The 26,476-nt window shown below is 70.5% G+C and carries 20 protein-coding genes; 15 read left to right on the forward strand and 5 right to left on the reverse strand.

The genetic code is table 11. From position 1 onward, the window contains the following. Positions 1 to 2: 2 nt before the first annotated feature. Positions 3 to 1,343 carry an NAD-dependent dihydropyrimidine dehydrogenase subunit PreA gene (preA, locus tag ABL310_RS07505; protein WP_349371065.1) on the forward strand — a complete coding sequence of 447 codons (1,341 nt, stop codon included), beginning with the start codon at positions 3 to 5 and terminating at the stop codon, positions 1,341 to 1,343. A gap of 20 nt (positions 1,344 to 1,363) precedes the next feature. Here the strand turns inward: preA and rutR are convergent, their stop codons facing one another. Next, complete coding sequence (rutR, locus tag ABL310_RS07510; RefSeq protein ID WP_374730401.1) at positions 1,364 to 2,032, reverse strand: HTH-type transcriptional regulator RutR; 669 nt, start codon at positions 2,030 to 2,032, stop codon at positions 1,364 to 1,366. Between the two features lie 278 nt (positions 2,033 to 2,310). Between rutR and ABL310_RS07515 the strand changes: the two genes are divergently transcribed. From ABL310_RS07515 to ABL310_RS07575, 13 genes are all read left to right on the forward strand, one after another. After that, the gene (locus ABL310_RS07515; RefSeq protein WP_349371067.1) at positions 2,311 to 3,153 is read left to right on the forward strand and encodes an ABC transporter ATP-binding protein; all 843 of its coding nucleotides are present in this window, start codon (positions 2,311 to 2,313) and stop codon (positions 3,151 to 3,153) included. 228 nt (positions 3,154 to 3,381) lie between these two features. Next, positions 3,382 to 4,323 (forward strand): ABC transporter permease, encoded by a 942-nt coding sequence (locus ABL310_RS07520; protein ID WP_374730378.1) that lies wholly within the window; start codon positions 3,382 to 3,384, stop codon positions 4,321 to 4,323. Then, positions 4,320 to 5,303, forward strand: a complete 984-nt coding sequence (locus ABL310_RS07525; RefSeq protein ID WP_374730379.1) for an ABC transporter permease — start codon at positions 4,320 to 4,322, stop codon at positions 5,301 to 5,303. Before ABL310_RS07520 ends, ABL310_RS07525 begins: the two co-directional genes overlap by 4 nt. A 36-nt stretch (positions 5,304 to 5,339) precedes the next feature. After that, positions 5,340 to 6,353: an ABC transporter substrate-binding protein gene (locus ABL310_RS07530; protein ID WP_349371068.1), complete on the forward strand. Its 1,014-nt coding sequence runs from the start codon at positions 5,340 to 5,342 to the stop codon at positions 6,351 to 6,353. Between the two features lie 79 nt (positions 6,354 to 6,432). After that, the gene (hydA, locus tag ABL310_RS07535) at positions 6,433 to 7,893 is read left to right on the forward strand and encodes a dihydropyrimidinase (RefSeq protein WP_349371069.1); all 1,461 of its coding nucleotides are present in this window, start codon (positions 6,433 to 6,435) and stop codon (positions 7,891 to 7,893) included. Between the two features lie 310 nt (positions 7,894 to 8,203). Beyond that, positions 8,204 to 8,779 (forward strand): septation protein IspZ, encoded by a 576-nt coding sequence (locus ABL310_RS07540; RefSeq protein ID WP_349371070.1) that lies wholly within the window; start codon positions 8,204 to 8,206, stop codon positions 8,777 to 8,779. Between the two features lie 21 nt (positions 8,780 to 8,800). Beyond that, positions 8,801 to 10,039, forward strand: a complete 1,239-nt coding sequence (locus tag ABL310_RS07545) for a Zn-dependent hydrolase (protein WP_349371071.1) — start codon at positions 8,801 to 8,803, stop codon at positions 10,037 to 10,039. A 315-nt stretch (positions 10,040 to 10,354) separates the two neighbouring features. Continuing rightward, positions 10,355 to 11,281: a phosphonate ABC transporter substrate-binding protein gene (gene phnD, locus ABL310_RS07550; RefSeq protein WP_349371072.1), complete on the forward strand. Its 927-nt coding sequence runs from the start codon at positions 10,355 to 10,357 to the stop codon at positions 11,279 to 11,281. A gap of 106 nt (positions 11,282 to 11,387) precedes the next feature. Continuing rightward, complete coding sequence (phnC, locus tag ABL310_RS07555) at positions 11,388 to 12,197, forward strand: phosphonate ABC transporter ATP-binding protein (RefSeq protein WP_349371073.1); 810 nt, start codon at positions 11,388 to 11,390, stop codon at positions 12,195 to 12,197. Positions 12,198 to 12,200: 3 nt separating this feature from the next. After that, positions 12,201 to 13,136 carry a phosphonate ABC transporter, permease protein PhnE gene (gene phnE, locus ABL310_RS07560; protein WP_349371074.1) on the forward strand — a complete coding sequence of 312 codons (936 nt, stop codon included), beginning with the start codon at positions 12,201 to 12,203 and terminating at the stop codon, positions 13,134 to 13,136. Next, positions 13,133 to 13,990: a phosphonate ABC transporter, permease protein PhnE gene (gene phnE, locus ABL310_RS07565; protein ID WP_349371075.1), complete on the forward strand. Its 858-nt coding sequence runs from the start codon at positions 13,133 to 13,135 to the stop codon at positions 13,988 to 13,990. The genes phnE (ABL310_RS07560) and phnE (ABL310_RS07565) overlap by 4 nt, the downstream gene beginning before the upstream one ends. Before the next feature lie 286 nt (positions 13,991 to 14,276). Continuing rightward, positions 14,277 to 16,229: an autotransporter assembly complex family protein gene (locus ABL310_RS07570; protein ID WP_349371076.1), complete on the forward strand. Its 1,953-nt coding sequence runs from the start codon at positions 14,277 to 14,279 to the stop codon at positions 16,227 to 16,229. Then, complete coding sequence (locus ABL310_RS07575) at positions 16,229 to 20,836, forward strand: translocation/assembly module TamB domain-containing protein (protein WP_349371077.1); 4,608 nt, start codon at positions 16,229 to 16,231, stop codon at positions 20,834 to 20,836. The genes ABL310_RS07570 and ABL310_RS07575 overlap by 1 nt, the downstream gene beginning before the upstream one ends. A gap of 19 nt (positions 20,837 to 20,855) precedes the next feature. Here the strand turns inward: ABL310_RS07575 and ABL310_RS07580 are convergent, their stop codons facing one another. The 4 genes from ABL310_RS07580 to ABL310_RS07595 form a co-directional block, all read right to left on the reverse strand. Next, positions 20,856 to 21,086, reverse strand: coding sequence for a DUF2783 domain-containing protein (locus ABL310_RS07580; RefSeq protein ID WP_349371078.1), 231 nt, complete (start codon positions 21,084 to 21,086; stop codon positions 20,856 to 20,858). A 1-nt stretch (position 21,087) separates the two neighbouring features. Beyond that, positions 21,088 to 22,695, reverse strand: coding sequence for an FAD-dependent oxidoreductase (locus tag ABL310_RS07585; RefSeq protein ID WP_349371079.1), 1,608 nt, complete (start codon positions 22,693 to 22,695; stop codon positions 21,088 to 21,090). Between the two features lie 306 nt (positions 22,696 to 23,001). After that, on the reverse strand, positions 23,002 to 23,952 hold the full coding sequence (locus ABL310_RS07590) for an MBL fold metallo-hydrolase (protein WP_349371080.1): 951 nt from the start codon (positions 23,950 to 23,952) through the stop codon (positions 23,002 to 23,004). A gap of 126 nt (positions 23,953 to 24,078) precedes the next feature. Then, positions 24,079 to 25,086 (reverse strand): fumarylacetoacetate hydrolase family protein, encoded by a 1,008-nt coding sequence (locus ABL310_RS07595; RefSeq protein ID WP_349371081.1) that lies wholly within the window; start codon positions 25,084 to 25,086, stop codon positions 24,079 to 24,081. Between the two features lie 62 nt (positions 25,087 to 25,148). Here ABL310_RS07595 and ABL310_RS07600 point away from each other — a divergent pair, with 62 nt between their 5' ends. Beyond that, positions 25,149 to 26,267 (forward strand): TRAP transporter substrate-binding protein DctP, encoded by a 1,119-nt coding sequence (locus ABL310_RS07600; protein WP_349371082.1) that lies wholly within the window; start codon positions 25,149 to 25,151, stop codon positions 26,265 to 26,267. Positions 26,268 to 26,476 lie beyond the last annotated feature (209 nt).

A 26,476-nucleotide genomic window follows, 5' to 3' on the forward strand; every position in this document is an offset into this window, starting at 1 on the left:
CCATGGCAGACCTGTCCGTCGATTTCTGCGGCATCAAGGCGCCCAACCCCTTCTGGCTCGCCTCCGCGCCGCCAACCGACAAGGCCTACAACGTCGAGCGCGCCTTCCGCGCCGGCTGGGGCGGCGTCGTCTGGAAGACGCTCGGCGAGGACCCGCCGATCGTCAACGTGTCCGGCCCGCGCTACGGCGCGATCCACGGGCCGGACCGGCGCGTGATCGGCTTCAACAACATCGAGCTGATCACCGACCGCCCGCTCGAGGTGAACCTGCGCGAGATCAAGGAGGTCAAGCGCAAGTGGCCCGACCGCGCCATGGTGGTCTCGCTGATGGTGCCGTGCACCGAGGAGAGCTGGAAGGCCATCCTGAAGCGCGTCGAGGAGACCGAGGCCGACGGCGTCGAGCTCAATTTCGGCTGCCCGCACGGCATGTCCGAGCGCGGCATGGGCTCGGCGGTGGGGCAGGTCCCGGAATACGTCGAGATGGTCGCGCGCTGGTGCAAGCAGCACACGCGCATGCCGGTGATCGTGAAGCTCACGCCCAACGTCACCAACGTGCTCGGCCCCGCCCAGGCGGCCAAGCGCGGCGGGGCGGACGCGGTGTCGCTGATCAACACCGTCAACTCCATCATGCATGTCGACCTCGATGCCATGTCCCCCTGGCCGCACACCGACGGCAAGGGCACGCACGGCGGCATGTGCGGGCCGGCGGTGAAGCCGATCGCGCTCAACATGGTCGGCGAGATCGCCCGCAACGCCGAGACCCGCGGCATGCCGATCTCCGGCATCGGCGGCATCGAGACCTGGAAGGACGCCGCCGAGTTCATGGCGCTCGGCGCCGGCACCGTGCAGGTCTGCACGGCGGCGATGGTCTACGGCTTCAAGATCGTCGAGGAGATGAAGTCGGGCCTGTCCGACTGGATGGACGCCAAGGGTTATTCCCGCGTGTCGGACTTCGTCGGCCGCGCCGTGCCCAACGTCACCGACTGGCAGTACCTGAACCTCGACTACGCGGTGAAGGCCCAGATCGACCAGGACGCCTGCATCAAGTGCGGGCGCTGCCACATCGCCTGCGAGGACACCTCGCACCAGGCGATCACCAACATGGTCGAGGGCGTGCGCAAGTTCGAGGTGATCGAGGAGGAATGCGTCGGCTGCAATCTCTGCGCCGTCGTCTGCCCGGTGGAGAACTGCATCACCATGGTGCCGCTGGAGAACCAGGTCGACAAGCGCACCGGCCGCGTCGTCGACGGCTCGTACCGGAACTGGACGCAGCACCCCAACAACCCGATGGCGGAGAAGCCGGTAGCCTACGACACCGACGCCGCGCTCGAGCCGGCGGAGTGAACCCGGCGCCCGCGCGGGGCTCACGTCCCGCGCGGCATCGCCCCGTCGAGCAGGAGACGCACGAGCCCCTCGCGCGTCTCCGCGAAGAAGGCCTCGTCCGCCAGCGTGCGGCCCGTCACGGCCGCGACCTGCGAGGAGAAGTCGGCGTAATGCTGCGTCGTCGCCCAGATCGCGAAGATGAGCGTGTGCGGATCGACCGGGGCGAGCCGCCCGGCGGCGATCCAGCGCTCGAGGATCGCGACCTTGTCGTCGACGAGCGCCTTCAGCGGGCCGTCGAGCACGCGTCCCAGCAGCGGCGCCCCCTGCAGGATCTCGAGGGCGAACAGCTTGGAGGCGGCGGGCATGTCGCGGGAATAGGCGAGCTTGCGGGCGACGTAGGCGGCGAGCGCCGCGCGCGGGTCGCGCCCCTCGTCGAGCTCGCGCAGGGGCTCGAGCCAGAGCTCGAGCGTGCGGCGGAGGACCGCGAGATAGAGCGCGTCCTTGGTCTTGAAGTAGTAGAGGAGGTTCGGCTTGGAAAGCCCTGCCGCCGCTGCGATCGCGTCGATGCGGGCGCCGTGGTAGCCGCGGCTCGCGAAGGCGTCGAGCGCCGCGTCGAGAATGCGCTCCTCGTTGGCCTCGCCCGCCCGGGTGCGCAGGCCGTTGCGCGACGTCGTCGTCTCCTGCTCGCCCACGCGGATCGCCTCGTCCATGCCGTCCTCCCAGCTTGCCGCGACCGTATGGCCGGGATGCGGCGCGAGGCAAGCGCCGATGGCCACGCTTCTCGTGTGGTTTCTTTGCCGCGGCGTGGGGCGGGATGCCGAAGGGATGGGCAGGGGCAGCCGGCCTCGCGTCCGCGATCCGCGCTGACGCGCGCGGCACGGGTCTTGCCGGGGACGAGGCGTGAACGGAGCGGATCGGGCTCTTGCGCCGTCGGCGCGTGCGGACGAAGCTGAGGGGGTACGGGAACGACATGCGTCTGGAGGAGTACATGGCTGGGTCCGCCGCACCGATCGGCGTCGGCGAGGGTGCTCCCGCATCCGCGGCGGCGGGCGATGCGCCGGTGATCGACGTCCGGGGGCTCTCGCTGACCTTCCAGACCGCGGACGGGCCGGTCTACGCGCTCTCCGACGTCGACCTCCAGGTCGCGGAAGGCGAGTTCGTCTCCTTCATCGGCCCCTCCGGCTGCGGCAAGACCACGCTGCTGCGCGTCATCGCCGATCTGGAGCGCGCCACCGGCGGCTCGATCGGGGTCAACGGCATGACGCCGGAGGAAGCCCGCCTGAAGCGCGCCTACGGCTTCGTCTTCCAGGCGCCGGCGCTCTATCCCTGGCGCACGGTCGGCCGCAACGTCGAGCTCCCGCTCGAGATCTTCGGGCTCTCCAAGGCGGAGCGGCGGGCGCGGGTCGCCGAGATGCTCGAGCTCGTCAATCTCGCGGGCTTCGAGAAGAAATATCCCTGGCAGCTCTCCGGCGGCATGCAGCAGCGCGCCTCCATCGCCCGCGCGCTCTCCTTCGACCCGCAGCTGCTGCTGATGGACGAGCCCTTCGGCGCGCTGGACGAGATCGTGCGCGACCACCTGAACGAGCAGCTCCTCCAGCTCTGGGCGAAGACCAGGAAGACGGTCGTCTTCGTCACGCACTCGATCCCGGAGGCGGTGTTCCTCTCCACCAAGATCGTGGTGATGTCGCCGCGTCCCGGCCGGATCATCGACGTCATCGACTGCGATCTCGGCCCGGACCGCCCCCTCGACATCCGCGAGACGCCCGAATTCCTGAAGATCGCCCACCGCGTCCGCGAGGGGCTCCGTGCGGGGCATTCGTACGATGATTGAGGGGGTGCGCGCGGCCGTCCGGGATGACGGGGGTTGTCACCCCGGGTCGCGAAGCGGGCCCGGGGCCCAGAACCGCAGGTGTGTCTCTCAGCGTGCGCGGCAGCGCGCGCGTCCACGGACCTTGCCGGAAGCCATCCCCGCCGCGGCGCTCGCGCGCCGCTCTCCGAAGACCTGTGGTTCTGGGTCCCGGACTTGCTTCGCAATCCGGGATGACGGGGGAGGGCGCCCATGACCGCCGGAACCAGCTCCTCCACCACCGTCCCCCTCGTCGGCGCGGCCCGTCCCGGCCTTCTCGGCAAGCTCTGGCGCGGCAATCTCGGCCCCGTCCTCGTCGTCGTCGCCGTCATCATGGCGATCTGGTACGTCGCCGCGATCTGGATGAACTGGCAGGGCGTCTCCGAGCGCTTCGCCCGCATGGGCCAGGAGGCGACCGCGAGCACGGTCTTCTGGCAGACCATGGCCGAGGACCGGCCGATGCTGCCCGCGCCGCACCAGATCCTGGTCGAGCTCGACAAGACCATCCTCGACACCGCGCCCACCTCGCGGCGCAGCCTCGTCTACCACGCCACCGAGACCATCTCGGCGACGCTGGTGGGCTTCCTGATGGGCTCGGCGCTCGGCGTCCTGCTCGCCGTGGGGATCGTCCACCTGAAGACCCTCGAGAAGAGCCTGATGCCCTGGGTGATCTCCTCGCAGACCGTGCCGATCCTCGCCATCGCGCCGATCATCGTGGTGGTGCTGGGCTCGATCGGCCTGCGCGGGCTGATCCCGAAGGCGATCATCTCGTCCTATCTCTGCTTCTTCCCGGTCACCATCGGGATGGTGAAGGGGCTGGAGGCGCCCGACCGCATCCAGAGGGACCTGATGCGCACCTATTCGGCGTCGGGCTGGGAGATCTTCTGGAAGCTGCGCCTGCCGGCCTCGCTGCCCTACCTCTTCGCCTCTCTCAAGGTCGCGATCGCGATCTCGCTCGTCGGCGCCATCGTCGCCGAGCTGCCGACCGGCGCGCAGGCGGGGCTCGGCGCGCGGCTGCTGGCGGGCTCCTATTACGGGCAGACGATCCAGATCTGGTCGGCCCTCGTCGTCGCGGCCGCCTGCGCGGCGCTCCTCGTCGTCGCGGTGGGCCTCCTCGAGAAGGCGGTGATGCGCGCCATGGGAGGCCGGCCGTGAGCGGGTTCCTGGCCCGCCGCCTCGCGAGCCCGGCCAGGGTCGCCTGGCTGATCGCGCTGACCTGGGTCGGCTGCGTCTACGCGCTCGGGCTGGTACATCAGCCCGACGTCGCGGGCGAGGCGGGCGGCGGCTTCTGGGCGCTGGTGATCGCGCTCTGGGCGGCGGCGACGCTCTCCGTCTCCGGGCTCGCCGGCCTGAAGACGCGCTCCAAGACGGGGAAGGCCGCGGTCGACCTCCTCACGCCGCTCCTGTTCGGCGCCTTCCTGTTCTTCCTGTGGGAGGTGATCGTCGTCGGCTTCGGCGTGCCGCCGGCTCTGATGCCGCCGCCGTCGGCCATCTTCGAGCGCTTCCTCGCCTCGAGCGACCTGCTCTGGGCGGATTTCCGGCAGACCTTCCTCAAGGGCGTGCTCGCCGGCTACGCCATCGGCTGCCTGTCGGGCTTCGCGGTGGCGATCCTCGCCGACCGCGTGCCGTTCCTGCGGCGCGGGCTGCTGCCCGTCGGCAACTTCGTCGCCGCGCTCCCCATCATCGGCATCGCGCCGATCATGGTGATGTGGTTCGGCTTCGACTGGCAGTCCAAGGCCGCGGTCGTCGTGGTGATGACCTTCTTCCCCATGCTGGTGAACGTCGTCGCCGGCCTGGAGGAGGCGTCCCGAATGGAGCGCGACCTGATGCGCTCCTACGCGGCGGGCTACTGGGAGACGCTGGTGAAGCTGCGGCTCCCGGCGGCGTTGCCCTTCGTCTTCAACGCGCTGAAGATCAACTCGACCCTCGCCCTCATCGGCGCGATCGTGGCCGAGTTCTTCGGCACGCCCATCGTGGGCATGGGCTTTCGCATCTCGGCCGAGGCGGCGCGCCTCGGCCTCGACATGGTCTGGGCCGTGATCGCGCTCGCCGCGATCGCCGGTTCCGCCTTCTACGGTCTCGTCGCGCTGATCGAGCGCGCCGCGACCTTCTGGCATCCGTCGATCCGCAAATAAGAGGGGTGCGGCGACGGCAGTGAGGGAGAGAGGAACATGCTGAAGAAGACGGTACTCTCAGGGGCCGTGGGGCTCGGGCTTCTCGTCGGGATGGGCGCCGGCGCGCAGGCGCAGGACATGACCGACATCACGCTCCAGCTGAAATGGGTCACCCAGGCCCAGTTCGCGGGCTATTACGTGGCCAAGGACAAGGGCTTCTACGAGGAGGAGAACCTCGACGTCACGATCAACCCGGGCGGCCCGGACATCGCGCCCCCGCAGCTGATCGCCGGCGGCGGCGCCGACGTGATCGTCGAGTGGATGCCGGCGGCGCTCGCCGCCCGCGAGCGCGGCGTGCCGCTCGTCAACATCGCCCAGCCCTTCGAGCTCTCGGGCATGATGCTGACCTGCCGCGAGGACACCGGCATCGAGAGCCCGGAGGACTTCCCGGGCAAGACGCTCGGCGTCTGGTTCGCCGGCAACGAGTATCCGTTCCTCGCCTGGATGTCGCGGCTCGGCCTCGCCACCGACGGATCCGACGGCGGCGTCACCGTGCTGCGCCAGGGCTTCAACGTCGACCCGCTGATCCAGGGCCAGGCGGACTGCGTCTCGACCATGACCTACAACGAATACTGGCAGGTCATCGACGCGGGCTTCACGCCCGAGCAGCTCGTCGTCTTCCCCTATTCGGACCAGGGCGTCGCCACGCTGGAGGACGGCCTCTACGTCGACGAGAACCGGCTCGAGGATCCGGAATTCGTCGACGCCATGGCCCGCTTCGTCCGCGCCTCGATGAAGGGCTGGGAGTACGCCCGCGAGAACCCGGAAGAGGCGGCCATGATCGTGCTCGAGAACGACGCCACCGGCGCCCAGACCGAGGAGCACCAGGTCCGGATGATGGGCGAGATCGCCAAGCTCCTCGACACCGGCGAGGGCGCGGGCCGTCTCGACCCGGCCGACTACGAGCGCACCGTCGAGACGCTGCTCTCGTCGGGCGGCGACAGCCCGGTCATCTCCGAGGCCCCCGAGGGCGCCTGGACGCACGTGATCGTCGACGAGGCGGGCCTCTGAGGCTGCGACACCAGGGGCCGGCCGCGTCGCCGGCCGGTCCCGCCACCGAACGAAACGGACAATGCGAGGGGAGGGCGCCATGGCCTTCGTGATCAAGGGCGGAACCGTCGTCAACGCGGACATCGCCGAGCGCGCCGACGTGCTCGTCGAAGGGGAGACCATCGTCGCGGTCGGGCCGGACCTCGAGGTCCCGGCGGGCGCCGAGGTGATCGACGCCACCGGCGCCTACGTCATGCCGGGCGGTCTCGACCCGCACACGCACATGGAGTTCCACTTCATGGGCACGGTCTCGGCCGACGACTTCGAGTGGGGCACCAAGGCCGCGCTCGCCGGCGGCACGACCATGATCGTCGACTTCTGCATCCCGGGCCCCGGCCAGCGCATGACCGAGGCCTATCGGGACTGGCGGGCGAAGTCCGAGAAGGCGGCGGCGGACTATTCCTACCACCTCGCCGTGACGGACTGGACCGAAGAGATCTTCGACGACATGGCCGTCATCGTGAACGAGTGCGGCGTCAACACCTTCAAGCATTTCATGGCGTACAAGGGCGCGCTGATGGTGGAGGACGACGTGCTCTTCCACTCCTTCAAGCGCTGCGCCGATCTCGGCGCCATGGCGATGGTCCACGCCGAGAACGGCGAGGTCGTCGCGCAATTGCAGGAGGACTACATGGGCCGCGGCATGAGCGGTCCCGAGTTCCACGCCTATTCGCGCCCGCCCGAGGTCGAGGGCGAGGCGGCCAACCGCGCGATCATGATCGCCGACATGGCCGGCTGCCAGCTCTACATCGTGCACGTGTCGTGCAAGGAGGCGCACGAGGCCATCGCCCGCGCCCGCGCCGCCGGCAAGCGCGTCTACGGCGAGCCGCTGATCCAGCACCTGACGCTCGACGAGACCGACTACCACAACACCGATTGGGTCTACGCCGCGCGCCGCGTGATGTCCCCGCCCTTCCGGCCGAAGAAGCACCAGGAGAACCTCTGGCACGGGCTCCAGGCCGGCTCGCTGCAGGTGGTCGCGACCGACCATTGCGCCTTCACCACCGAGCAGAAGCTCATGGGCGTCGACGACTTCCGCAAGATCCCCAACGGCACCGGCGGCCTTCAGGACCGCATGCCGGTGCTGTGGACGCACGGCGTGCGCACGGGGCTCCTCACGCCGAGCGAGTTCGTGGCCGCGACCTCGGCGAACTCGGCCCGGATCCTCAATTGCTATCCCCGCAAGGGCGCGATCCGCAAGGGCGCGGACGCGGACATCGTGATCTGGGACCCGGAGGCGACGAAGACGATCTCGGCCGCGTCCCAGGTCTCGCGGATCGACTACAACGTCTTCGAGGGCATGGAGGTGACGGGCCTGCCGGCCAAGGTGTTCCTGCGCGGCCGGCTCGCGGCGGAGAACGGCCAGGTCATCGCCGATCGCGGCTGGGGGACCTTCATCCCGAGGAAGCCCTTCCCCGCGCCGGCGACCGCGCTCGCCACCTTCAAGGCGCTCACCGCGCCGCGCCCGATCGTGCGCGAGCACGGGACGGTGGTGCCGTAACGCGCGCCTCTGCACGGCGGCTCGTCGAGACGCGCGGCGACCGCCGGATCCTCGTCCTTCCCTGTAGGGGAAGGTGGCTCGGCGTAGCCGAGACGGATGGGGCGCGGAGCGGAGCGACGCGTTCGGCGAAGCCGAAGCCGGGGACGGGCCGCAACGGCGCAGGTCGGGAGCCCCCGATTTCCGCTTCGCGGAACACGCCTTCGGCGTGCCCCATCCGTCCCGCCGCTTCGCGTCGGGCCACCTTCCCCTACAGGGAAGGAGAACCCATGCAGGGGAAGGAGAATTCCCGCTTCGACAGGGTACTGCCGGCATGGACAAGCGACTGGTGGTGGAGCTGATCCCGGGCCCGGCCTTCCTCGTCGGGCATATGGTCGGGGGCATATTCGTGGGTGCGGGGTTCGCGGCCGTGGCGACGGGGCTCGCCATCCTGCTGCGGTGGCGGTGGGACCGAACCCTGCCCTTGATGGCGATCTCCATCTTCGCGCTGACGATCGTCCTGCTCTCGATCGGCCTCGTCCTGGACGACACGACCTACGTCAAGGTCAGCAACACCGTCGGCTCGCTCGCATTCGCGGCCATCATCGCTTTCGGGATGCTTCTGCGGCCCAGCCTGCTGCGCCGCACGCTCGGCTACGGCATCCACATGACGAAGCACGGATGGCGCACCCTTCATGGCGCCTGGATCGGGCTTTCCGTCGCGAGGGCCGCGGCGAACGAAATCGTGTGGCGGAATTATTCGGATCGTACGTGGGCGATCTACAACGGAGTGTCGGATGTCGCGTGGATCGGGCTCTTCTTCATCGTCACCTCGATCGTGGCGCATCGTTACTGGGACGAGCGGACAGCGGGCGACGCGGTCGTGAGATCCGCTGAACTCGAGAATTGAACACGGGGTTGGAGAAGACCAATGCAGAACCTCACCATCGACGCCCAGCGCCTCTGGGACACCCTGATGGAGACCGCCAAGGTGGGCGGGACCGCAAAGGGCGGCATCAAGCGGCTCACGCTCACCGATCTCGACCGCGAGATCCGCGACTGGTTCAAGGCCGAGTGCGAGAGCCTCGGCTGCACGGTCGTGGTCGACGAGGTGGGCAACATGTTCGCCACCCGCCCCGGTAAGCGCTCCGACGTCGCGCCGATCGCCATCGGCTCGCATCTCGACACCCAGCCCACCGGCGGCAAGTTCGACGGCGTGCTCGGCGTGCTGGGCGGGCTCGAGGTGATGCGCACGCTCCACGCGCTGGGCTACGAGACCAATGCGCCGCTGATGCTGGTCAACTGGACGAACGAGGAGGGCTCGCGCTTCGCGCCCGCCATGCTGGGCTCGGGCGTCTATGCCGGCGTCTTCGACACCGCCTTCGCCGACAGTCGCGAGGACCGCCAGGGCGTCACCTTCAAGGAGGCCATCGACGCCATCGGCTATCGCGGCACGAAGAAGCCCGGCGAGGTGACGTTCTCCGCCATGCTCGAGCTCCATATCGAGCAGGGGCCGATCCTGGAGGCCGAGGGCAAGACCATCGGCGTCGTGCAGGGCGTGCAGGGCATGCGCTGGTACGAGGTGACGCTCACCGGCCGCGAGGCGCATACCGGCTCGACGCCGATGCGGCTGCGCAAGAACGCCCTCGTCGGCGCCGCCCGCCTCGTCGACCGAATCGACGCCATCGCTCACGAGCACGCGCCGCACGCGGTCGGCACGGTGGGCCTGCTCGAGGTCACGCCGAACTCGCGCAACGTCATCCCGGGCCAGGTCTTCTTCACGGTGGACTTCCGCCATCCGGAGGACGCCGTCCTCGCGCAGATGGAGGCGAAGCTCTACGCCGTCATCGACGAGATCGCCGGCGCCATCGGGCTCGAGGCCGAACGCAAGAAGGTGTGGGACTCTCCGCCCGTGAAGTTCGACCCGGACCTGATCGCCGCCGTGCGCAACGGTGCGGAGAAGGCGGGCTTCTCGCATCGCGACATCATCTCGGGCGCCGGGCACGACGCCGCCTACACCGCCCGCGTTGCGCCGACCACCATGGTGTTCGTCCCCTGCGAGGGCGGGCTCTCGCACAACGAGGCGGAATCGACCTCGTTCGACGAGTGCGCCGCGGGAGCGCAGGTGCTGCTCAACGCGCTCCTGGAATACGACAGCCGCTTCGCCTGAGGAGGCGGGGCGACCCGGGACGGGCCCGACCGGGCGCGGCCATCGGCCGCGTCGATCCGCGGCCGATCGTCGGCGGCCGGTGCTCGCCGCCCGCGCGGCGGCTCGGCCGCGCTCCGTTCGCCATGGGCGGGCGCACGTGCGATGCGGATGCGCGCTATGCTGGTATTCTCCGGCGCTGAGAAGTAATCGTGCAGCGATAACGCTAGCCGACTTAGTAAAAGCCGTCAAAAAACTGTTACGCGCCGGCTCTAGAGCGAGACCGTCGCGTGCAATCGCGCGCGTTTCTCCACGCACCCAGGATCGGAGATCGCCTCCATGTTCCGCACCTCCCTTCTCGGCATGACCGCCGCCGCCGCGCTCGTCGCCGCGATCGCCGGGCCCGCCGCCGCTCAGGACTGGACGTCCGAGCTCCCCGTGTTCCGCATCGGCCTGCTCGGCGGCGAGAACGAGGCCGATCGCCTGCGCAACAACGAATGCCTGATCGAGGCGCTGGGCTCGCGTCTCGGCGTCCCGGTCGAGCTCTTCCCGGCGCCGGACTATGCGGGCGTCATGCAGGGCCTGCTCGCCGACCAGCTCGAGATGTCCTTTCTCGGCGCCTCCGGCTACGCCGGCATCTACCTGCAGGATCCCGAGGCGGTGGAGCCGATCTTCGTGAACGCCGAGGCCGACGGCTCGCTCGGCTACAAGTCGGTCATGTACGTGCGCACCGATTCCGGCATCGAGTCGCTCGAGGGCATGCAGGGCCGCTCGCTCGCCTACGCCGATCCGAACTCGACCTCGGGCTACCTGGTGCCGCGCTTCGAGCTCGGCCAGCAGGGCATCGCCGACGACTACTTCTCGACGACCGGCTTCGGCGGCGGTCACGAGCAGGCGGTGGTCGCCGTGCTCAACGGCCAGTACGACGGCGGCGTGACCTGGGTGTCCGGCGTCGGCGAGCCGTCCGAGGGCTACACCCGCGGCAACCTGCGCCGCATGATGGACAACGGCCTCCTCGACATGGCCGACCTGCGCATCATCTGGGAATCGAACCTGATCCCGAACGGCCCGATCGTGCTCCGCAAGGACGTGCCGGCCGAGGTTCGCGAGATCGTGGTCGAGTATTTCGGCAACCAGCGCGAGATCGATGCCGAGTGCTACGTCAACGTCTCCTTCGGCGACGGCGCGGGCTGGAAGCCGGTCGACCACGCCTTCTACGAGGGCGTCGTGACCATGCGCAAGGCCGAGATGGAAGGCTCGCGCTGAACCGCGGACCAGATCGCGACGGACCCTCGCCCCGGGCGAGGGTCCGTTTTGCGTGGCGCGGCGCTCGCTGCGCCCTGCCGGCCGCCCGACACCTCGCGAGGACCTCATGCTGGAATTCAAGCAGCTCACCAAGCGCTTCAACGACACCGTCGCCGTCGACTCGGTCACGCTGACGATCCCCAAGGGGCAGATGGTGGGCGTGATCGGGCGCTCCGGCGCGGGCAAGTCGACGCTGCTGCGCATGATCAACCGTCTCAACGACCCCTCGGGCGGCGAGCTGATCTACCGCGGCGTCGACGTCGCCAAGCTGAAGGGCGCGGAGCTGCGCAAGTGGCGCTCGGACTGCGCCATGGTGTTCCAGCAGTTCAACCTCGTCGGCCGGCTCAACGTGATCACCAACGTCATGACCGGGCGCCTGCACGAGCACGGCTTCGTGTCCTCGATGCTGCAGCTCTTCTCCGCGCAGGAGCGCGCCTTCGCCATCCGCGCCCTCGACCGTCTCGGCATGGCGCATACGGCGCTCCAGCAGACGGACACCCTCTCCGGCGGCCAGATGCAGCGCGTCGCCATCGCCCGCGCGCTCGTCCAGGAGCCCGAGATCCTGCTCGCCGACGAGCCCATCGCCTCGCTCGACCCGCTCAACGCCAAGGTGGTCATGGACGCGCTGCGGGCGATCAACGTCGAGGACGGGCTGACCGTCGTGTGCAATCTCCACACCCTCGACACCGCGCGCGCTTATTGCGACCGCATCATCGGCATGCAGGCCGGGCGCGTCGTCTTCGACGGCGCCGCGCACGAGCTCACCGACGCGGCCGCGCGCGAGATCTACGGCGCCGAGGCCGGCGACGCCTTCCAGGAAGGCCTCACCTCCACCTCGCTCGGCGGCCATCCGGCGCCTGCGGCGGCGGCGGTCTGAGCCATGACCGCCCATGCGCTCACCTCCTCGGCGGCCGGTCCGGAGGCGCCCGACGCCGTCGCCCTGTTCGAGACCCATCGCAAGGCGCTCATCCGCCAGAAGATGTGGACGAACCTCCTCTTCCTCGGCCTCTTCCTGGCGATGCTCGCCTGGTCGATCGACGTCTCGCGCTTCTTCCCGGAGCGGCTGGCGCAGGGCGTCCCCCGGATCTTCGAGTATTTCGGCACGGTCCTGCCGAGCCTCGAATGGGACAAGCTCTTCCTGCCCCGGGGCGAGGACGGGCGCGCGGTGCCGGGCTCGCTGACGTTCTGGTATTCCGACTTCGCCAAGTACGTCCGGCTCATCTTCGAGACGATCCTGATGGCGATGACGGCGACGATCCTCGGCGCCGCCGCCGCCTTCGCACTGTGCTTCGCCGCCGCGCGCAATCTCGCGCCGAAGGGCTGGGTCGGCGTGCTCTGCCGGCGGACGCTCGAGGTCTGCCGCGGCGTGCCGGAGATCCTCTACGCCCTCGTCCTCGTCTTCGCCGTCGGCATCGGCCCCCTCGCCGGCGTCATCGCCATCGCGATCCACACCGCGGGCGCGCTGGGCAAGCTCTTCGCCGAGGTCGCCGAGAACGCCTCGATGCGTCCGGTCGACGGCATCCGCTCGGTGGGCGGGTCCTGGTTCGAGGAAGTTCGCTACGGCATCGTCCCGCAAGTCCTGCCGAACTTCGCCTCCTATACGCTGCTACGCTTCGAGATCAACGTGCGCGCCTCCTCCATCGTCGGCTTCGTCGGCGCGGGCGGCATCGGGGCCGAGCTCAACCACACGATCAGCTTCTACTCGGACGACCGGGTCATGGCCGTGCTGATCCTGGTGGTGCTCACCGTGACCTGCATCGACCTGATCTCCGAGCGCGTGCGCCACGCCTTCATCGGGCGGGAGAACCTGAAATGAGGACGTTCACCCTCGCCGCGATCGGCCCCGCCGAGATCGAGGCGGCGCGCGCCGCGAACCCGAAGGCCTTCGGCGATCCCCTGCGCCGGGCCCTCGTGATCGGCTCGTGGGCCGTGATCCTCGGCTATCTGCTCTACTCGCTGTGGTTGTTCGAGTTCTACAAGCTGTTCGCGTCCTCCGAGAACGCCGTGCGCATGATCACGCGCATGTTCGTCTGGCAGGACATGGACACCTGGATGTACGAGCAGATCTACGTCGGCATCGCCCAGACCATCGCGATGGCCTTCCTGGGCACGCTGCTCGCGACGATCCTCGCCCTGGTCATCGCCTTCGCGGCGGCGCGCAACACGATGCCGCTGTGGCTGCCGCGGCAGGCGACGCGCCGTTTCCTCGACGTGCTGCGCGGCGTCGACCAGGTGATCTGGGGCCTCGTCTTCGTGCGCGCGGTGGGTCTCGGCCCGCTCGCGGGCGTCCTCGCCATCTTCGTCTCGGATACCGGCACGCTGGCCAAGCTCTATTCGGAGGCGATCGAGAACATCGACCGCAAGCAGGTGGAGGGCGTGCGCGCCACCGGCGCCGACGGCGCGCGCACCATCCGTTACGGCATCCTGCCGCAGATCCTGCCGGTCTTCATCTCGCTCTCGCTCTACTCCTTCGAGTCGAGCACGCGGTCCGCCACGATCCTCGGCCTCGTCGGGGCGGGCGGCGTCGGCATGGTCATCATCGAGCGCTTCCGCGCCGGCCTGTTCGATCAGGTGGCCTTCGTGGTGCTCAACGTCCTCGTCGTCATCGCCGTGATCGACTGGATCTCCGCGAGGATTCGCAAGCGCTTCATCGGAGAGCGCGGGCATTGAACGCGCCGAGCGGGCGTCGCCGCGCGCCCGTTCCCGCCCGCCGCAAGGTCTCGCGCTTCGCGCTGCGACGTTTCTTCACTTTTGTTTCTCGAGACCTCGCGGGCTCTACGCGACGGCGTCCATCCGGCCCGGCGCGAAAGCCGCCGAACGGCCAAGCTCGACCGTGCCCGATTTGCCACGGACGCGCTTTCGTGATCTCTTCGCGTTCACGGGGGGAGCTGCAGGCGTTATCAACCGGCGCCGGTGTTGCGGGCCGGGTGCGGCGGAGTCTCGGATGTCTCGAGCCATGGGGATCGGTCGAAAGCGAGCGGGAACGGCCCTGTGCCTTCTCGCCGCCGCGGGTGTTGCGGCCTTCGCCGCGCCGGCGCGCGCACAATTCGACTTCTTCGGCCTGTTCGGCCGCGACGAGGAGCCGCCCGAGCCGAGCGCCGAGGCGCTGCCCTACGCTTTCGACCTCCTCGTCGAGGGCGAGGCCGACGTCGACGACGCGCTGGAGACGATCTCGACCCTCTACCGCCTGCGCGGCGACCCGCCGCCGGACGCCGAGGCGCTGGTGCGCCGGGCGCAGAGCGATCTCGTGCCCTTCATCGACGCGCTCTGGGGGCTCGGCTACTACAACGCCCGCGTCCGCATCGAGGTGGCGGGCGTCCCCCTCACGATTCGCGGCGAGAACGCCGCGGCGGCGACCCAGGCGGCGCGCGCTTTCCGCGGGCAGGCGCTCGTGCCCGTGCGGGTGCTGATCGACACGGGCGAGATCTTCCGGATGCGCCAGATCCGGGTGCTCGGCCCGGAGGGCACGCCGCTCGCGCTGCCGGAGGGGGTCTACGCCCTCGAGCCCGGCGACCCCGCCGCCAGCGCCGGGATCCTGGCCGCGCAGGCCAACATCGTCGATTATTACCGCGCCGCCTCCCGGCCGCTCGCCGAGATCGCGGCGGTGGAGCCGGTCGTCGTGCATCCCGAGGGGATCATGGATCTCGCGATCCGTGTCGCGCCGGGGCCGGTCGCCGGCATCGGCCCGGTGGCGGTGAGCGGCAACGAGGGCGTTCCGGACTACGTCATCCGCTCCTTCATCTACACCGAGCCCGGCGACCCGTATTCGCCCGAGGCGATCGCCTCGATGCGCCGCTCGATCGGGCAGATCGAGGCGCTCTCGGCCGTGCGCGTGAACGAGGCGGACGCGCTGAACGCGAACGGCAACCTGCCGCTCGAGGTCGTCGTGTCCGAGCGGCTGCCGCGCGTCTTCGGCGTCTCGGCGAGCTACTCCACGTCGGACGGCCCTGCCGCGACGGTCTATTGGGCGCACCGCAACCTGTTCGGCGGAGCCGAGCGGCTGCGGCTCGAGGCGAGCGCGATCTACCTCACCCAGACCGGCGCGCGCGCGCAGGCGGCGGACGAGGAGTGGTGGGACGATCTCGGGGGCAAGGTCTCGGCGAGCTTCGTCAAGCCGGCTCTGTGGGGCACGCGCAACGACTTCCTCGCCGACGCCCTGGTCTCGCGCGATCGCACGTCCGGCTACACGGCCGAGCTCGTCAACGTGACGGCCGGCATCCGGCACCGCTTCGGCGAGCGTTCCAACCTCCAGGTCGGAGGCGAGTACGAGATCGGCCGCGGCACGGACGTGCTCGGCGACTACGACTACACGCTCGTCGGCATCCCCGTCGCTTTCGTGCAGGACGCGACCCTGTCGCGGCTCGACCCGCGCGAGGGCTACCGCATCCGCGCCGGGGTCACGCCCTATCTCGAGGCCTTCGGCTCGAGCGTCGGCTTCACCTACGCCGACGCCGAGGTCTCCGCCTATTTCCCGCTCGACCCGCTGAAGCGCTACGTCATCGCCGGGCGCGTCGAGGTTGGCTCCATCGTGGGCGCCGAGCTGAACGAGGTGCCGACCAACCGGCGTTTCTTCTCCGGCGGCGGCGGCTCGGTGCGGGGCTACGCCTATCGCAGCCTCGGTCCGCAGCTCGCGGGCGAGCCGATCGGCGGGCGCTCGCTGTTCGAGGCCTCGCTCGAGGCGCGTCTGCGCGTCACGGACAATATCGGCATCGTCCCCTTCGTCGATGCCGGCTCGGCCTTCCGCGAGAGCTATCCGAGCTTCGACGAGGAGCTGCGCTTCGCGGCCGGCGTCGGCCTGCGCTACCACACGCCGATCGGCCCGCTGCGCGCCGACGTCGCCTTTCCCCTCAACCCGGAGGAGGGGGACGACGCCTTCGGCCTCTATCTCGGCATCGGGCAGGCCTTCTGATGACGCGGCTGCGTACGTTTCTCCTCGCTCTCCTCCTGATCGGCGTCGCGCTCGCCGGCGGGGTCGTCGCGACCTCCTCGCTGCGCGCGCAGGAGGACCAGGGCGTTCTCGCGGGGCTGATCTCGAACCTGCTCTCGACGCCGACGCAGCAGATCTCCATCGGCGCGGTGGAGGGCGCGCTCTCCTCCGAGGCGACGATCCGCGACATCCGCATCTCGGACGAGGAGGGCGTCTTCCTCTCGCTCGACCGCGCGACCATCGACTGGAACCGCTCGGCGCTCGTCTTTCAGCGCCGTCTCGAGGTGAACGCGCTGACGCTCGGCACGCTGATCGTCGAGCGCCTGCCGGAGCGCGAGGACGTCGACGAGGAGGACGTGGAACAGGGCCCGCTCTTCCCCGAGCTGCCGCTCGAGGTCGACGTCGACCGTTTCGCGCTGGAGGAGCTCGTGCTCGGCGAGCCGGTGCTCGGCACGGCCGCGCGGCTGACCGCCGAGGGCTCGGCGCGGATCGGCGATCCGGAGGAGGGCCTCTCCCTCGACTTCGCCGCGCAGAGGCTCGACGAGCCCGGCGCCTTCGAGGCGGATATCGCCTATCGGCCGATCGAGAACACGCTCGCGCTCGACGTCACCCTGGACGAGCCGGCCGGCGGCCTCATGGCGCGCCTCCTCGACCTGCCGGGCCTGCCGCCGGTGCGGCTGTCCCTCCAGGGCGACGGCCCGCTCTCCGATTTCGCCGCCGACCTCGACTTCGAGGCCGGGCCGACCATCGGCGCGCAGGGCCGCGCCACGGTGGAGCGCACGGCCGACGCCTACGCCCTCGACCTCGATCTCGCCGCGCGGATCGCCGGCCTCCTGCCGGATGCGATCGCCCCGGTCTTCGAGGGCACGACGCAGCTCACGGGCGACGTCACGGTGGGCGACAGCGGCCGCATCGCGCTCGAGCAGCTGCGCCTCGCCTCGCCCGTGGCGGCGCTCGACGTCAGCGGCGCCGTCGGGCCGGAGGGCGCGCTCGATCTCTCGGTGGACGGCCGCGCGCTTCCGACCGAGGGCGGAATCACCGAGGCCGGCGCAGCGCGGATCGGCGAGCTCGCCCTCGACCTCGACATCGGCGGATCGATCCAGGCCCCGCGCGTCGACGGGCGGATCGTCGCGAACGGCGTCGCGACGCCGCAGGTCTCCCTCGACAGCCTCGACCTCACAATCGATTCCGCCCCGATCGGGACGGACGACCCGCCGACGCGCTTCTCCTTCAGCCTCGACGCGGACGCGCAGGGGCTCGATTTCACCGATCCCGCCCTGCAGGACGCCATCGGCCCGACGCTGGCGATCGTCGCCCGCGGCGAGGTCAGCGCCGAGGGCGTCGCCGACGTCGAGACCGCCGCGATCGAGACGCAGACGGCGTCCGCGAGCTTCGCGGGCGTGGTTGCGGCCGACCAGCTGAATGGCACGCTCGCGGCGACGATCCCCGACCTTTCCGCCTTCGCCGACCTCGTGAACCTGCCGCTCGCCGGCGAAGCGATCCTCGAGGCGGATCTGCGCGGCGACCCGTCCGGCCCGCAGATCCTGGCCCAGCTCGACGGCTCGCTCGGCGGCTTCGAGAGCGGCGTTCCGGCCCTCGACGGGCTGCTCGGCGCGCGCGCGAGCCTCTCGGGCACGGCGCAGCTCCTTCCCGGAGGCTTCGCCTTCACCAATCTCGCGCTGGACGGCGCGAACCTCACGCTCATCGCCGACGGCCAGGCGACGGACGAGGCCGCCGACCTCTCCCTCGACCTGACGATCCCGATGCTGGCGCCGCTCGATCCGCGCATCACCGCCGGCAGCGCGACGGTCGAGGCGCGCCTCACCGGCTCGCTGGAGACGCCCGACGTCGCCGCGACCGCGCAGCTGCGCGACGTCGTCGCCATGGACCGGCCGATCGAGCGCCTGACGCTGCGCCTCACCGGCCGCGACCTCACCGGCGACCTCGACGCTCAGGTGGCGCTGTCGGGCCTCGTCGCCGGCGAGACGGCGGAGGGCATGGCGCGGGTGAGCCGGACCGATGCGGGCGGATACGCGCTGGACGATCTCGACCTCACCGTCGGCTCCGTCGATCTCGCCGGCGCGCTGACGATCGGCGACGCGGGTCTCGCCGCGGGCGACGTCACGCTCGACGCGGGCGATCTCTCCGACCTGACGCCGCTCCTTCTCACCGAGCTCGCCGGCGCGCTCGAGGCCGACGTCTCGCTCTCCGTCGAGGACGGCGGGCAGAACGCCTCCGTCACGGCCGAGGGCGCGGAGCTGCGCTTCGGCGAGGTGCGCCTCGCCGACTTTTCCGCCGATCTCACCGCCGCCGACCTGTTCCGCGCACCGGTCATCGACGGGACGCTCACGGCGGAGGCGCTCGTCGCCGGCGGGCAGACCTTCGAGACGATCCGCCTCGCCTTCGACGGCACGCCGGAGGCGACCGACTTCACCGCCTCCGCCACGGCGCAGGGCTTCGACCTCGACGCCGCGGGCCGCATCGTTCCCGAGGACGGCGCGATCACCCTCGCGCTCTCGGACTTCACCGCCACCCGCGACGGCCGCAGCGTCTCCCTCGCCGACGCCGCGACGATCACGCTGGAGGACGGCGCGGTCGCCATCGACGGCCTGCGGCTGCAGGCGAACGGCGGCTTCGTCGCGGTGGACGGCACGGTGGGCGACGCGCTCGACCTCGAGGCGCAGATCACCAGCCTGCCGCTCTCGGCGGCGGAGATTTTCGTGCCCGGTCTCGGCATCGAAGGCGTGGTGAACGGCACGGTCGACGTCGGCGGCACGCCGTCGGCGCCGCAGGGCGACTACGCGCTCTCGGTGTCCGGTTTCTCGCTGCCGCAGCTGCGCCGCGCCGGCCTTCCCGGCGTCGCGCTCGATGCGCAGGGCTCCTTCACCGGCGAGCGCGCCACCGTCGACGCGACGATTACCACCGACGGCGGGCGCCTCGCCGTCACCGGCTCGGTGCCGCTCGACCCCTCCGGCGAGATCGATCTCGACGTCACGGCGACGCGCCTGCCGCTCGCGCTCGCCCGTGCCGCCGCGCCGGATCTCGACATTTCCGGCACGCTCTCCGGCTCCGCCGATCTCGGCGGCACGCTCGCCGCGCCGACGGGGAGCTATCAGGTCGATGTCGACGGCCTCTCGCTGGCGCAGGCGCGGGACGCCGGGATCACCGCCATCGACGTCACCGCCTCGGGCCGCCTCACCGGCGATCGCGCGACCATCGACGCCACCATCGCAGCCCCGCCGCTCGGCACGCTCACCGCCTCGGGCTCGGTGCCGCTCGACCCGTCAAGGACGATCGATCTCGCGGTGGAGGGGCCGATCGCGCTCGATCCGCTCTCGCGCTTCCTCGACCCGGGCCAGCAGCTCACCGGCCAGGCGCAGGTCGATCTCGACGTCGGCGGCACGCTGGCGGATCCCCGCCTCGCCGGCGGCGCCACGATCGCGAACGCCGCCTTCCGCGACGACCTGCGCGGGATCGCCCTCAGCGGCATTTCCGGCCGGATCGAGGCCGAGGGCGACCGGGTGCGCATCGCCGACCTCACGGCGGCGACGCCGAACGGCGGCAGCCTCTCGGTCGGCGGCTCGGTGGGCCTCGGCGGCGGCTTCCCGGCGGACCTGACCATCACGGGCCGCGACGCGCAGCTGATCGGCAACGACCTCTTGACCGCGGTCGCCGATCTCGACCTGCGCATCACCGGCCCGCTCGCGACGACGCCGACCATCGCGGGCGCGGTCGACGTCACGACCCTGGACGTCACCATCCCCGATACGCTGCCGACGACGCTCGAGCCGCTGCCGGGCACGGAGCACGTCGGCCCGCCGCCCCAGGCGGCGGCGCGCCTCGCCCTCGCCCGCGAGCGCGCGGCGCGGGAGGCCGCGGGCGCGGCGACGCCGTTCAACGCGCGGCTCGATCTCACGGTGAACGCGCTCAACCAGATCTTCGTGCGCGGCCGCGGCGTCAACGCCGAGCTCGGCGGGCAGCTGCGCCTCACCGGCACGACGCGGGACCCGAACGCCATCGGCGCCTTCGACCTGCGCCGTGGCCGGCTCGACATCCTGGGTCAGCGGCTCGACTTCACCCGCGGGCGGCTCACCTTCGCAGGCTCGCTGACGCCCTCGCTCGATCTCGTCGCCCAGACCCAGGCCGGGGACGTCACGGCGCAGATCGCGGTACGCGGTCCCGCGAATCAGCCGCGCTTCGAGCTCTCCTCGACGCCGCAGCTGCCGGACGACGAGATCCTCTCGCGCATCCTGTTCGGGCGCGCGGCAGGCGGCCTCTCGGCGGCGCAGGCGCTCCAGCTCGCGCAGGGGATCGCGAGCCTCGCCGGAGGCGGCTCCGGCCTGTTCGAGGAGATCCGCCGCAGCCTCGGCGTCGACAGCCTCGACATCTCCGCGGGGGAGGGCGGCCCGACCGTCGGCGTCGGCCGCTACATCGCCGACAACGTCCGCCTCGGCATCCGCGCCGGCGCGCGGCCCGACGACACCGGCGTCTCCCTCGACATCGACCTCACCGATCGCCTGCGCTTCCAGGGCGCCGTCGGCGCCGACGGGCGCTCGTCGGTCGGCGTGGGCTACGAGATCGAGTATTGAGGACGCGCGGGCGGCGCCGTCAGGCTCCGCCCTGCGCCGGCTTCTGCGCCACCTCCTTCGCGAGGGCGATCGCCTCCTCGAGCACGGTCTCGTCGCCGATCTGGTTGGCGAGGAGGAGGACGAGGCGGGTGTTGAGCGCCGCGCTCTCCTCGTCGGTGAGCCCCCGATGGGCGTCGATCAGGGCGCGGTAGGCGCGGTCCGGATCGGGCAGGCGGCTCGTCGTGTCGAGCCCGGTCGTCGTCTCGCTCATGTCATGCCTCTCCGAGCATGCGCCGCGCCGCGGCGACGATGCGGTCCGGGTCGCCGTGGCGGAAGCGCGCGGCGAGGTGCTGGTCGGGGCGCACCAGCCAGGTCGCGCCCGGCACCGCGTCGAAGCGCTCGGCGAAGCGGCCCTCGACGTCGATCAGGTCCGCGCCGACGACGATGCGGCGCACGCCTTCGGGGGCGGGCGCGGGCGGCGGTCCGTCGGAGAGGACGATTTCGACCGCGTCCCCGCCTATGGCGTCGAGAAGCCAGATCGGCTCGCCCGCGGGCGTCGCCATCGGCGCGTCCGGAAGCGGCGCGCCGAGGCGGGCGGACCCGCCCCAGGGCTCGGCGTCGGGCGTCGAGAGCGGGGAGGCGCGATACGTGGTCGGCGTCGAGAGCCGGCCGGAATTGACCATGCGCTTCGCGAAATCCGCCTTCCGAGCGAGGGCCAGCGCCGCGTCGCGGAAGCGCATCTCCTGGGGCGTGCGCGGGGCGATGAAGTCTGTCGAGCGGGTGGAGTGGCCGATGTTCTCGTCCGCCGCGGCCATGCGCTCCAGGTCGTAGGTGTCGATCAGCGCGGCGGGGGCGCGGCCCTGGATCACGCGGGCGAGCTTCCAGGCGAGGTTTTCGGCGTCCTGCACGCCGGAATTCGCGCCGCGCGCGCCGAACGGCGAGACCTGGTGGGCGGCGTCGCCGGCGAAGACCACGCGGCCGTGCACGAAGCGCTCGAGCCGGCGGCACTGGAAGGTGTAGACCGAGACCCATTCGAGCTCGAAGTCGGAGTGTCCCAGCATCTGGCGGATGCGCGGGATCACGTTCTCCGGCTTCTGCTCCGCCTCGGCGTCGGCGTCGGCCCCGAGCCCGAGATCGATGCGCCAGATCCCGTCGGGCTGCTTGTGCAGCAGCGCCGAGCGGCCGGCGTGGAAGGGCGGGTCGAACCAGAACCAGCGCTCCGTGGGGAAGGCCTCCGACATCCGCACGTCGGCGATGAGGAAGCGCTCCTCGAAGACCTCGCCCATGAAGTCGAGCCCGAGCATGGCGCGGGTGGGCGAGCGCGCCCCGTCGGCGGCGACGACCCAATCCGCCTCGAGGGAGTAGGGGCCGTCGGGCGTCTCGATCGTGAGCCGCGCGCCGTCGTTGAGCTGGGTGAGCCCGACGACCTTGTTCCGCCAGCGGATGTCGAGGTTGTCGAGCGCGTCCGCGCGCTGCACGAGGAAGTGCTCGAGGTAGTATTGCTGCAGGTTCACGAAGGCCGGCATCTCGTGGCCGGTCTCGGGCAGGAGGTCGAAGGCGTAGATCAGCTCCTCGCCCTGGAAGACCTTGCCGAGCTTCCAGGTGACGCCCTTCTCGACGCAGGCGCGCCCGACGCCGAGCCGGTCGAGGATCTCCAGCGTGCGCTTGGAATAGCACAGCCCGCGCGAGCCCTCGCCGATCCGGTCGGCGTCGTCGAGGAGGACGACGGGCACGTCCCGCTGGGCGAGATCGATGGCGGCCGCGAGCCCGACGGGGCCGGCGCCGATCACCACGACAGGCCGGCGGGCGGTCGGCCCGTCCTGGTCCGGCGAGCGGCGATATTCGAACTGGTAGAGGGACTTGCGGGCGTTTTTGGCCATTTTACTCCGATCCTCCCATGATTTCGGCACGGCCGCGGCGACACGCACGACCGAACTCCCCTCTCCCTCGCGGAGAGGGGTGGGGGTTGAGGGGCGCACAGGACTGTCTGCGTCATCGTTGCAGGCTGCCCTCGCCGACGTTCGGACCGATCGCAACGCCCCTCACCCCGGGCCCCTCTCCACGAGGGAGAGGGGAGTCCGTCGGCGCTCTACGCCTGAGATCACGACCTCCGACACACCGCCTGCAGCGCACGGAAGTCGGGCAGCGCTCGGCAAGCAGTCCGGCGAGGACGCCTCCCCCGCGGCTCACCCCTGCAGCGCGGCCCACATCTCCCGGTCGCGCTCTGCGGTCCAGATCGTGGGATGGTCGATCCCCGACGCCTCGTCGAAGGCGCGCGCCACGTTGAAGGGCTGGCAGTGCTCGTAGATGGCGAAGGAGCCGAATTTCGGGTCCATCACCGCGCGGGTGGCGTCGTAGGTCTCCTTCAGCGAGCGGCCCTTCGCGACGGAGAGCTCGGCCTGGCTGTAGAGCGTCTGCACGAAGTCGCGGGTCATCGCGATCGCCTCGCGCACGGTGGCGCGGTCGGTCAGCGCGTCGCCGCGGCCGGGGACCAGCGCCTTCGGGTCCGCGTTTCGGATGCCGTTCAAGGTCTCCGGCCACTCGCGCAGATGGGCGTCGCCGCAATAGCAGGCGGAGTGGAACTCGACGAGGTCGCCCGAGAACATCACCTCCGCGTCCGGCACCCAGGCGACGACGTCGCCCGCCGTGTGGCCCGCGCCGAGATGGTAGAGCTTCACCTCGCGCTTGCCGAGGAAGACGCTCATCTCGGTGTCGAAGACGAGGTTCGGCCAGGTAAGGCCGGGAATGGAGTCCGCGCCGCGGAAGAGGCGCGGGAAGCGGCCGAGCTCGCTCTCCCAATCCTGCCGCCCGCGCTCCTGGATCAGCGCCATGGTCAGGTCGGAGGCGATGATCCCCTGTGCGTCGTAGGCGGAGGCGCCGAGGACGCGCACGGCGTGGTAGTGCGTCAGCAGCACGTACTTGATCGGCTTGTCGGTGACCTTCCGCACGCGGGCGATCACGTCCTGCGCCATCGCCGGCGTCGCCTGCGCATCGATCACCATGCAGCCATCGTCGCCGACGATGATGCCGGAATTCGGGTCCCCCTCCGCCGTGTAGGCGTAGAGGTCCGGGCCGATCTCGGAGAAGGTGACGGTCTTCTCCGTCATGTCGCCGGTGGAGGCGAAGCTTTTTGTCATCTTTGGCTCCCTTTGCTCTTCAATTCGTGCCGGCGGTCGGGCGCGCCTCTCCTTCCCCTACACGGAAGGAGATCGGTGGCCGGCGGGCCTCGTCCTGCACGTCCCACGCCCCAGCGGAACCCATCCTCAACCCTTCTCGACCACCTGCTCGATCGCGCCGAACAGGGAATGGCCGCCTTCGTCCTTCATCTCGATGCGCACCGTGTCGCCGAAGGCCAGGAACGGCGTCTTCGCCGCGCCCTCGCGGATCGTCTCCACGGTGCGGATCTCGGCGATGCAGGAATAGCCGAGCCCGCCGTCCCAGACCGGCCGGCCGGGGCCGCCGCCCTCGTCCTTGTTCGACACCGTGCCCGAGCCGACGATCGTCCCCGCGCAGAGGGGTCGCGTGCGCGCGGCGTGGGCGATCAGGCGGGGAAAGTCGAAGGTCATGTCGACGCCCGCGTTCGGCTTCCCGAAGGGCTTGCCGTTGACGTAGCTGAGCAGCGGAAGCGCGATCTTGCCGCCGTCCCAGGCGTCGCCGAGCTCGTCGGGCGTCAGCGCCACGGGAGAGAAGGCGGAGGAGGGCTTGGCCTGGAAGAAGCCGAAGCCCTTGGCGAGCTCGCCCGGGATCAGGTTGCGCAAGCTGACGTCGTTGACCAGCATCACGAGCCGAATCGCGCGCGCCGCCTCCTCCGGCGAGGCGCCCATCGGCACGTCGCCGACGACGACGGCGATCTCGGCCTCGAAATCGATGCCGAAGGCCTCGTCGGCCATGCGGATCGGGTCGCGCGGGCCGAGGAAGGCGTCGGAGCCGCCCTGGTACATCAGCGGATCGGTCCAGAAGCTCTCGGGCATCTCGGCGCCGCGCGCCTTCCGCACGAGCTCGACGTGGTTCACGTAGGCCGAGCCATCCGCCCATTGATAGGCGCGGGGCAGGGGCGAGGCGCAATCGTGCTCGTGGAACCGGAAGGAGGGCACGGCGCCGTGCTCGAGCCCTTCCGCGAGGTCCTCGAGCCTGGGGGCGATGCGCTCCCAGTCGTCGAGCGCATCCTGCAGCGTCGCGACCACGGGAAATGCATCCGTCGCGTGCGCGAGGTCGCGGGAGACGACGACGAGGCGGCCGTCGCGGCCGTGCTTCAGGGAGGCTAATCTCATGGCGTTCGATGCACCTTTCGTGCTTGTCTATGCCTCAGGGGAAACGTGAGAAGGATACGCCGATGTCCAGCACCATCGACACCAAGAGAAGAAGCTTCCTGAAGGGTGCGGGGCTCACTGCCGTCGGCGCCGCGGCGACGACCACGATCGCCGCTCCGGCGATCGCGCAGTCGCAGCCCACCGTGACCTGGCGCATGCAGTCGAGCTTCCCGAACTCGCTCGACACCATCTACGGTACGATGGAGACCTTCGCCCGCATGGTGTCGGAGGCGACCGACGGGAACTTCACCATCCAGACCTTCAAGCCCGGCGACATCGTCGGCGGCCTGCAGGTGCTGGACGCTGTCTCCAATGGCACCATCGACGCCGGTCACACGCCCGTCTACTTCTATTTCGGCCGCGAGCCGGCGCTGGGCTTCGGCACCGGCGTGCCCTTCGGGCTGAACGCCCGCCAGCAGCATTCCTGGTGGCATTTCGGCGGCGGCGCCGAGATCATCAACGACGTGCTGGCGCCGATGAACGTCACCTCCCTCGCCTGCGGGAACTCGGGCGCGCAGATGGGCGGCTTCTTCCGCAAGGAGATCAATTCCGTCGCGGATCTGGAGGGTCTCAAGTTCCGCATCGGCGGCATCGGCGGGCAGGTGATGTCGCGCCTCGGCGTCGTGCCGCAGCAGATCGCGCCGGGCGACATCTACCCCGCGCTCGAGCGCGGCACGATCGACGCGGTCGAGTTCGTCGGTCCCTACGACGACGAGAAGCTCGGCTTCCACCAGGTCGCGCAGTACTATTACGCGCCCGGCTTCTGGGAAGGCGGCGCGATGCTGCACGCGATCTTCAACCAGGCGAGCTGGGACGCGCTGCCGGCGCACTACAAGGCGATCGTCCGCCACGCGGCGGAGGCCGCGAACAACTGGATGCTCGCCAAGTACGACGCGGTGAACCCGGACGCCCTCAAGCGCCTCGTCGCCGCGGGCGCGGAGCTGCGCTACTTCCCGCAGGACGTGATGGAGGCCGCGCTCGAGGCCGCCAACGCCTATTACGACGAGACGGCCGCCCAGAACGAGAGCTTCAAGCGCGCCTGGGATTCCTACCGCGAGTTCCGTGCCGATTCGCTGCTCTGGTGGCCGGTGAACGAGCTCGCCTTCGACAACTTCATGGCCCGCACCCGCGGCCGCGGGTGAGGGCAGGGGGGCGCGAGCGGCCATGCGCCGCTCGCTTGCGCTCGCAGCGGCGGCCGAGCGGATGTCGGCGGTCGCCTGGTGCGCAATCCGTCGTTTGTCCTTCCCTGTAGGGGAAGGTGGCGCCGCGCGCAGCGCGGTGACGGATGGGGCGCGCCGCGCAGCGACGCGTTCCGCGAAGCGGAAGCCCGGCGACGGCGTCCGGGTCACCC

It is taken from the genome of Salinarimonas sp. (assembly GCF_040111675.1).
Classification (GTDB): domain Bacteria; phylum Pseudomonadota; class Alphaproteobacteria; order Rhizobiales; family Beijerinckiaceae; genus Salinarimonas.

What these genes read in the sequence shown, in the direction of transcription:
- ABL310_RS07595 (WP_349371081.1), bottom strand. Translation starts at nt 25,086, where the DNA reads ATGAGATTAGCCTCCCTGAAGCACGGCCGCGACGGCCGCCTCGTCGTC.
- phnE (WP_349371075.1), top strand. Translation starts at nt 13,133, where the DNA reads ATGAGGACGTTCACCCTCGCCGCGATCGGCCCCGCCGAGATCGAGGCG.
- ABL310_RS07570 (WP_349371076.1), top strand. Translation starts at nt 14,277, where the DNA reads ATGGGGATCGGTCGAAAGCGAGCGGGAACGGCCCTGTGCCTTCTCGCC.
- phnE (WP_349371074.1), top strand. Translation starts at nt 12,201, where the DNA reads ATGACCGCCCATGCGCTCACCTCCTCGGCGGCCGGTCCGGAGGCGCCC.
- phnC (WP_349371073.1), top strand. Translation starts at nt 11,388, where the DNA reads ATGCTGGAATTCAAGCAGCTCACCAAGCGCTTCAACGACACCGTCGCC.
- ABL310_RS07540 (WP_349371070.1), top strand. Translation starts at nt 8,204, where the DNA reads ATGGACAAGCGACTGGTGGTGGAGCTGATCCCGGGCCCGGCCTTCCTC.
- ABL310_RS07530 (WP_349371068.1), top strand. Translation starts at nt 5,340, where the DNA reads ATGCTGAAGAAGACGGTACTCTCAGGGGCCGTGGGGCTCGGGCTTCTC.
- ABL310_RS07590 (WP_349371080.1), bottom strand. Translation starts at nt 23,952, where the DNA reads ATGACAAAAAGCTTCGCCTCCACCGGCGACATGACGGAGAAGACCGTC.
- rutR (WP_374730401.1), bottom strand. Translation starts at nt 2,032, where the DNA reads ATGGACGAGGCGATCCGCGTGGGCGAGCAGGAGACGACGACGTCGCGC.
- hydA (WP_349371069.1), top strand. Translation starts at nt 6,433, where the DNA reads ATGGCCTTCGTGATCAAGGGCGGAACCGTCGTCAACGCGGACATCGCC.
- ABL310_RS07520 (WP_374730378.1), top strand. Translation starts at nt 3,382, where the DNA reads ATGACCGCCGGAACCAGCTCCTCCACCACCGTCCCCCTCGTCGGCGCG.
- preA (WP_349371065.1), top strand. Translation starts at nt 3, where the DNA reads ATGGCAGACCTGTCCGTCGATTTCTGCGGCATCAAGGCGCCCAACCCC.
- ABL310_RS07515 (WP_349371067.1), top strand. Translation starts at nt 2,311, where the DNA reads ATGGCTGGGTCCGCCGCACCGATCGGCGTCGGCGAGGGTGCTCCCGCA.
- ABL310_RS07575 (WP_349371077.1), top strand. Translation starts at nt 16,229, where the DNA reads ATGACGCGGCTGCGTACGTTTCTCCTCGCTCTCCTCCTGATCGGCGTC.
- ABL310_RS07545 (WP_349371071.1), top strand. Translation starts at nt 8,801, where the DNA reads ATGCAGAACCTCACCATCGACGCCCAGCGCCTCTGGGACACCCTGATG.
- ABL310_RS07580 (WP_349371078.1), bottom strand. Translation starts at nt 21,086, where the DNA reads ATGAGCGAGACGACGACCGGGCTCGACACGACGAGCCGCCTGCCCGAT.
- phnD (WP_349371072.1), top strand. Translation starts at nt 10,355, where the DNA reads ATGTTCCGCACCTCCCTTCTCGGCATGACCGCCGCCGCCGCGCTCGTC.
- ABL310_RS07585 (WP_349371079.1), bottom strand. Translation starts at nt 22,695, where the DNA reads ATGGCCAAAAACGCCCGCAAGTCCCTCTACCAGTTCGAATATCGCCGC.
- ABL310_RS07600 (WP_349371082.1), top strand. Translation starts at nt 25,149, where the DNA reads ATGTCCAGCACCATCGACACCAAGAGAAGAAGCTTCCTGAAGGGTGCG.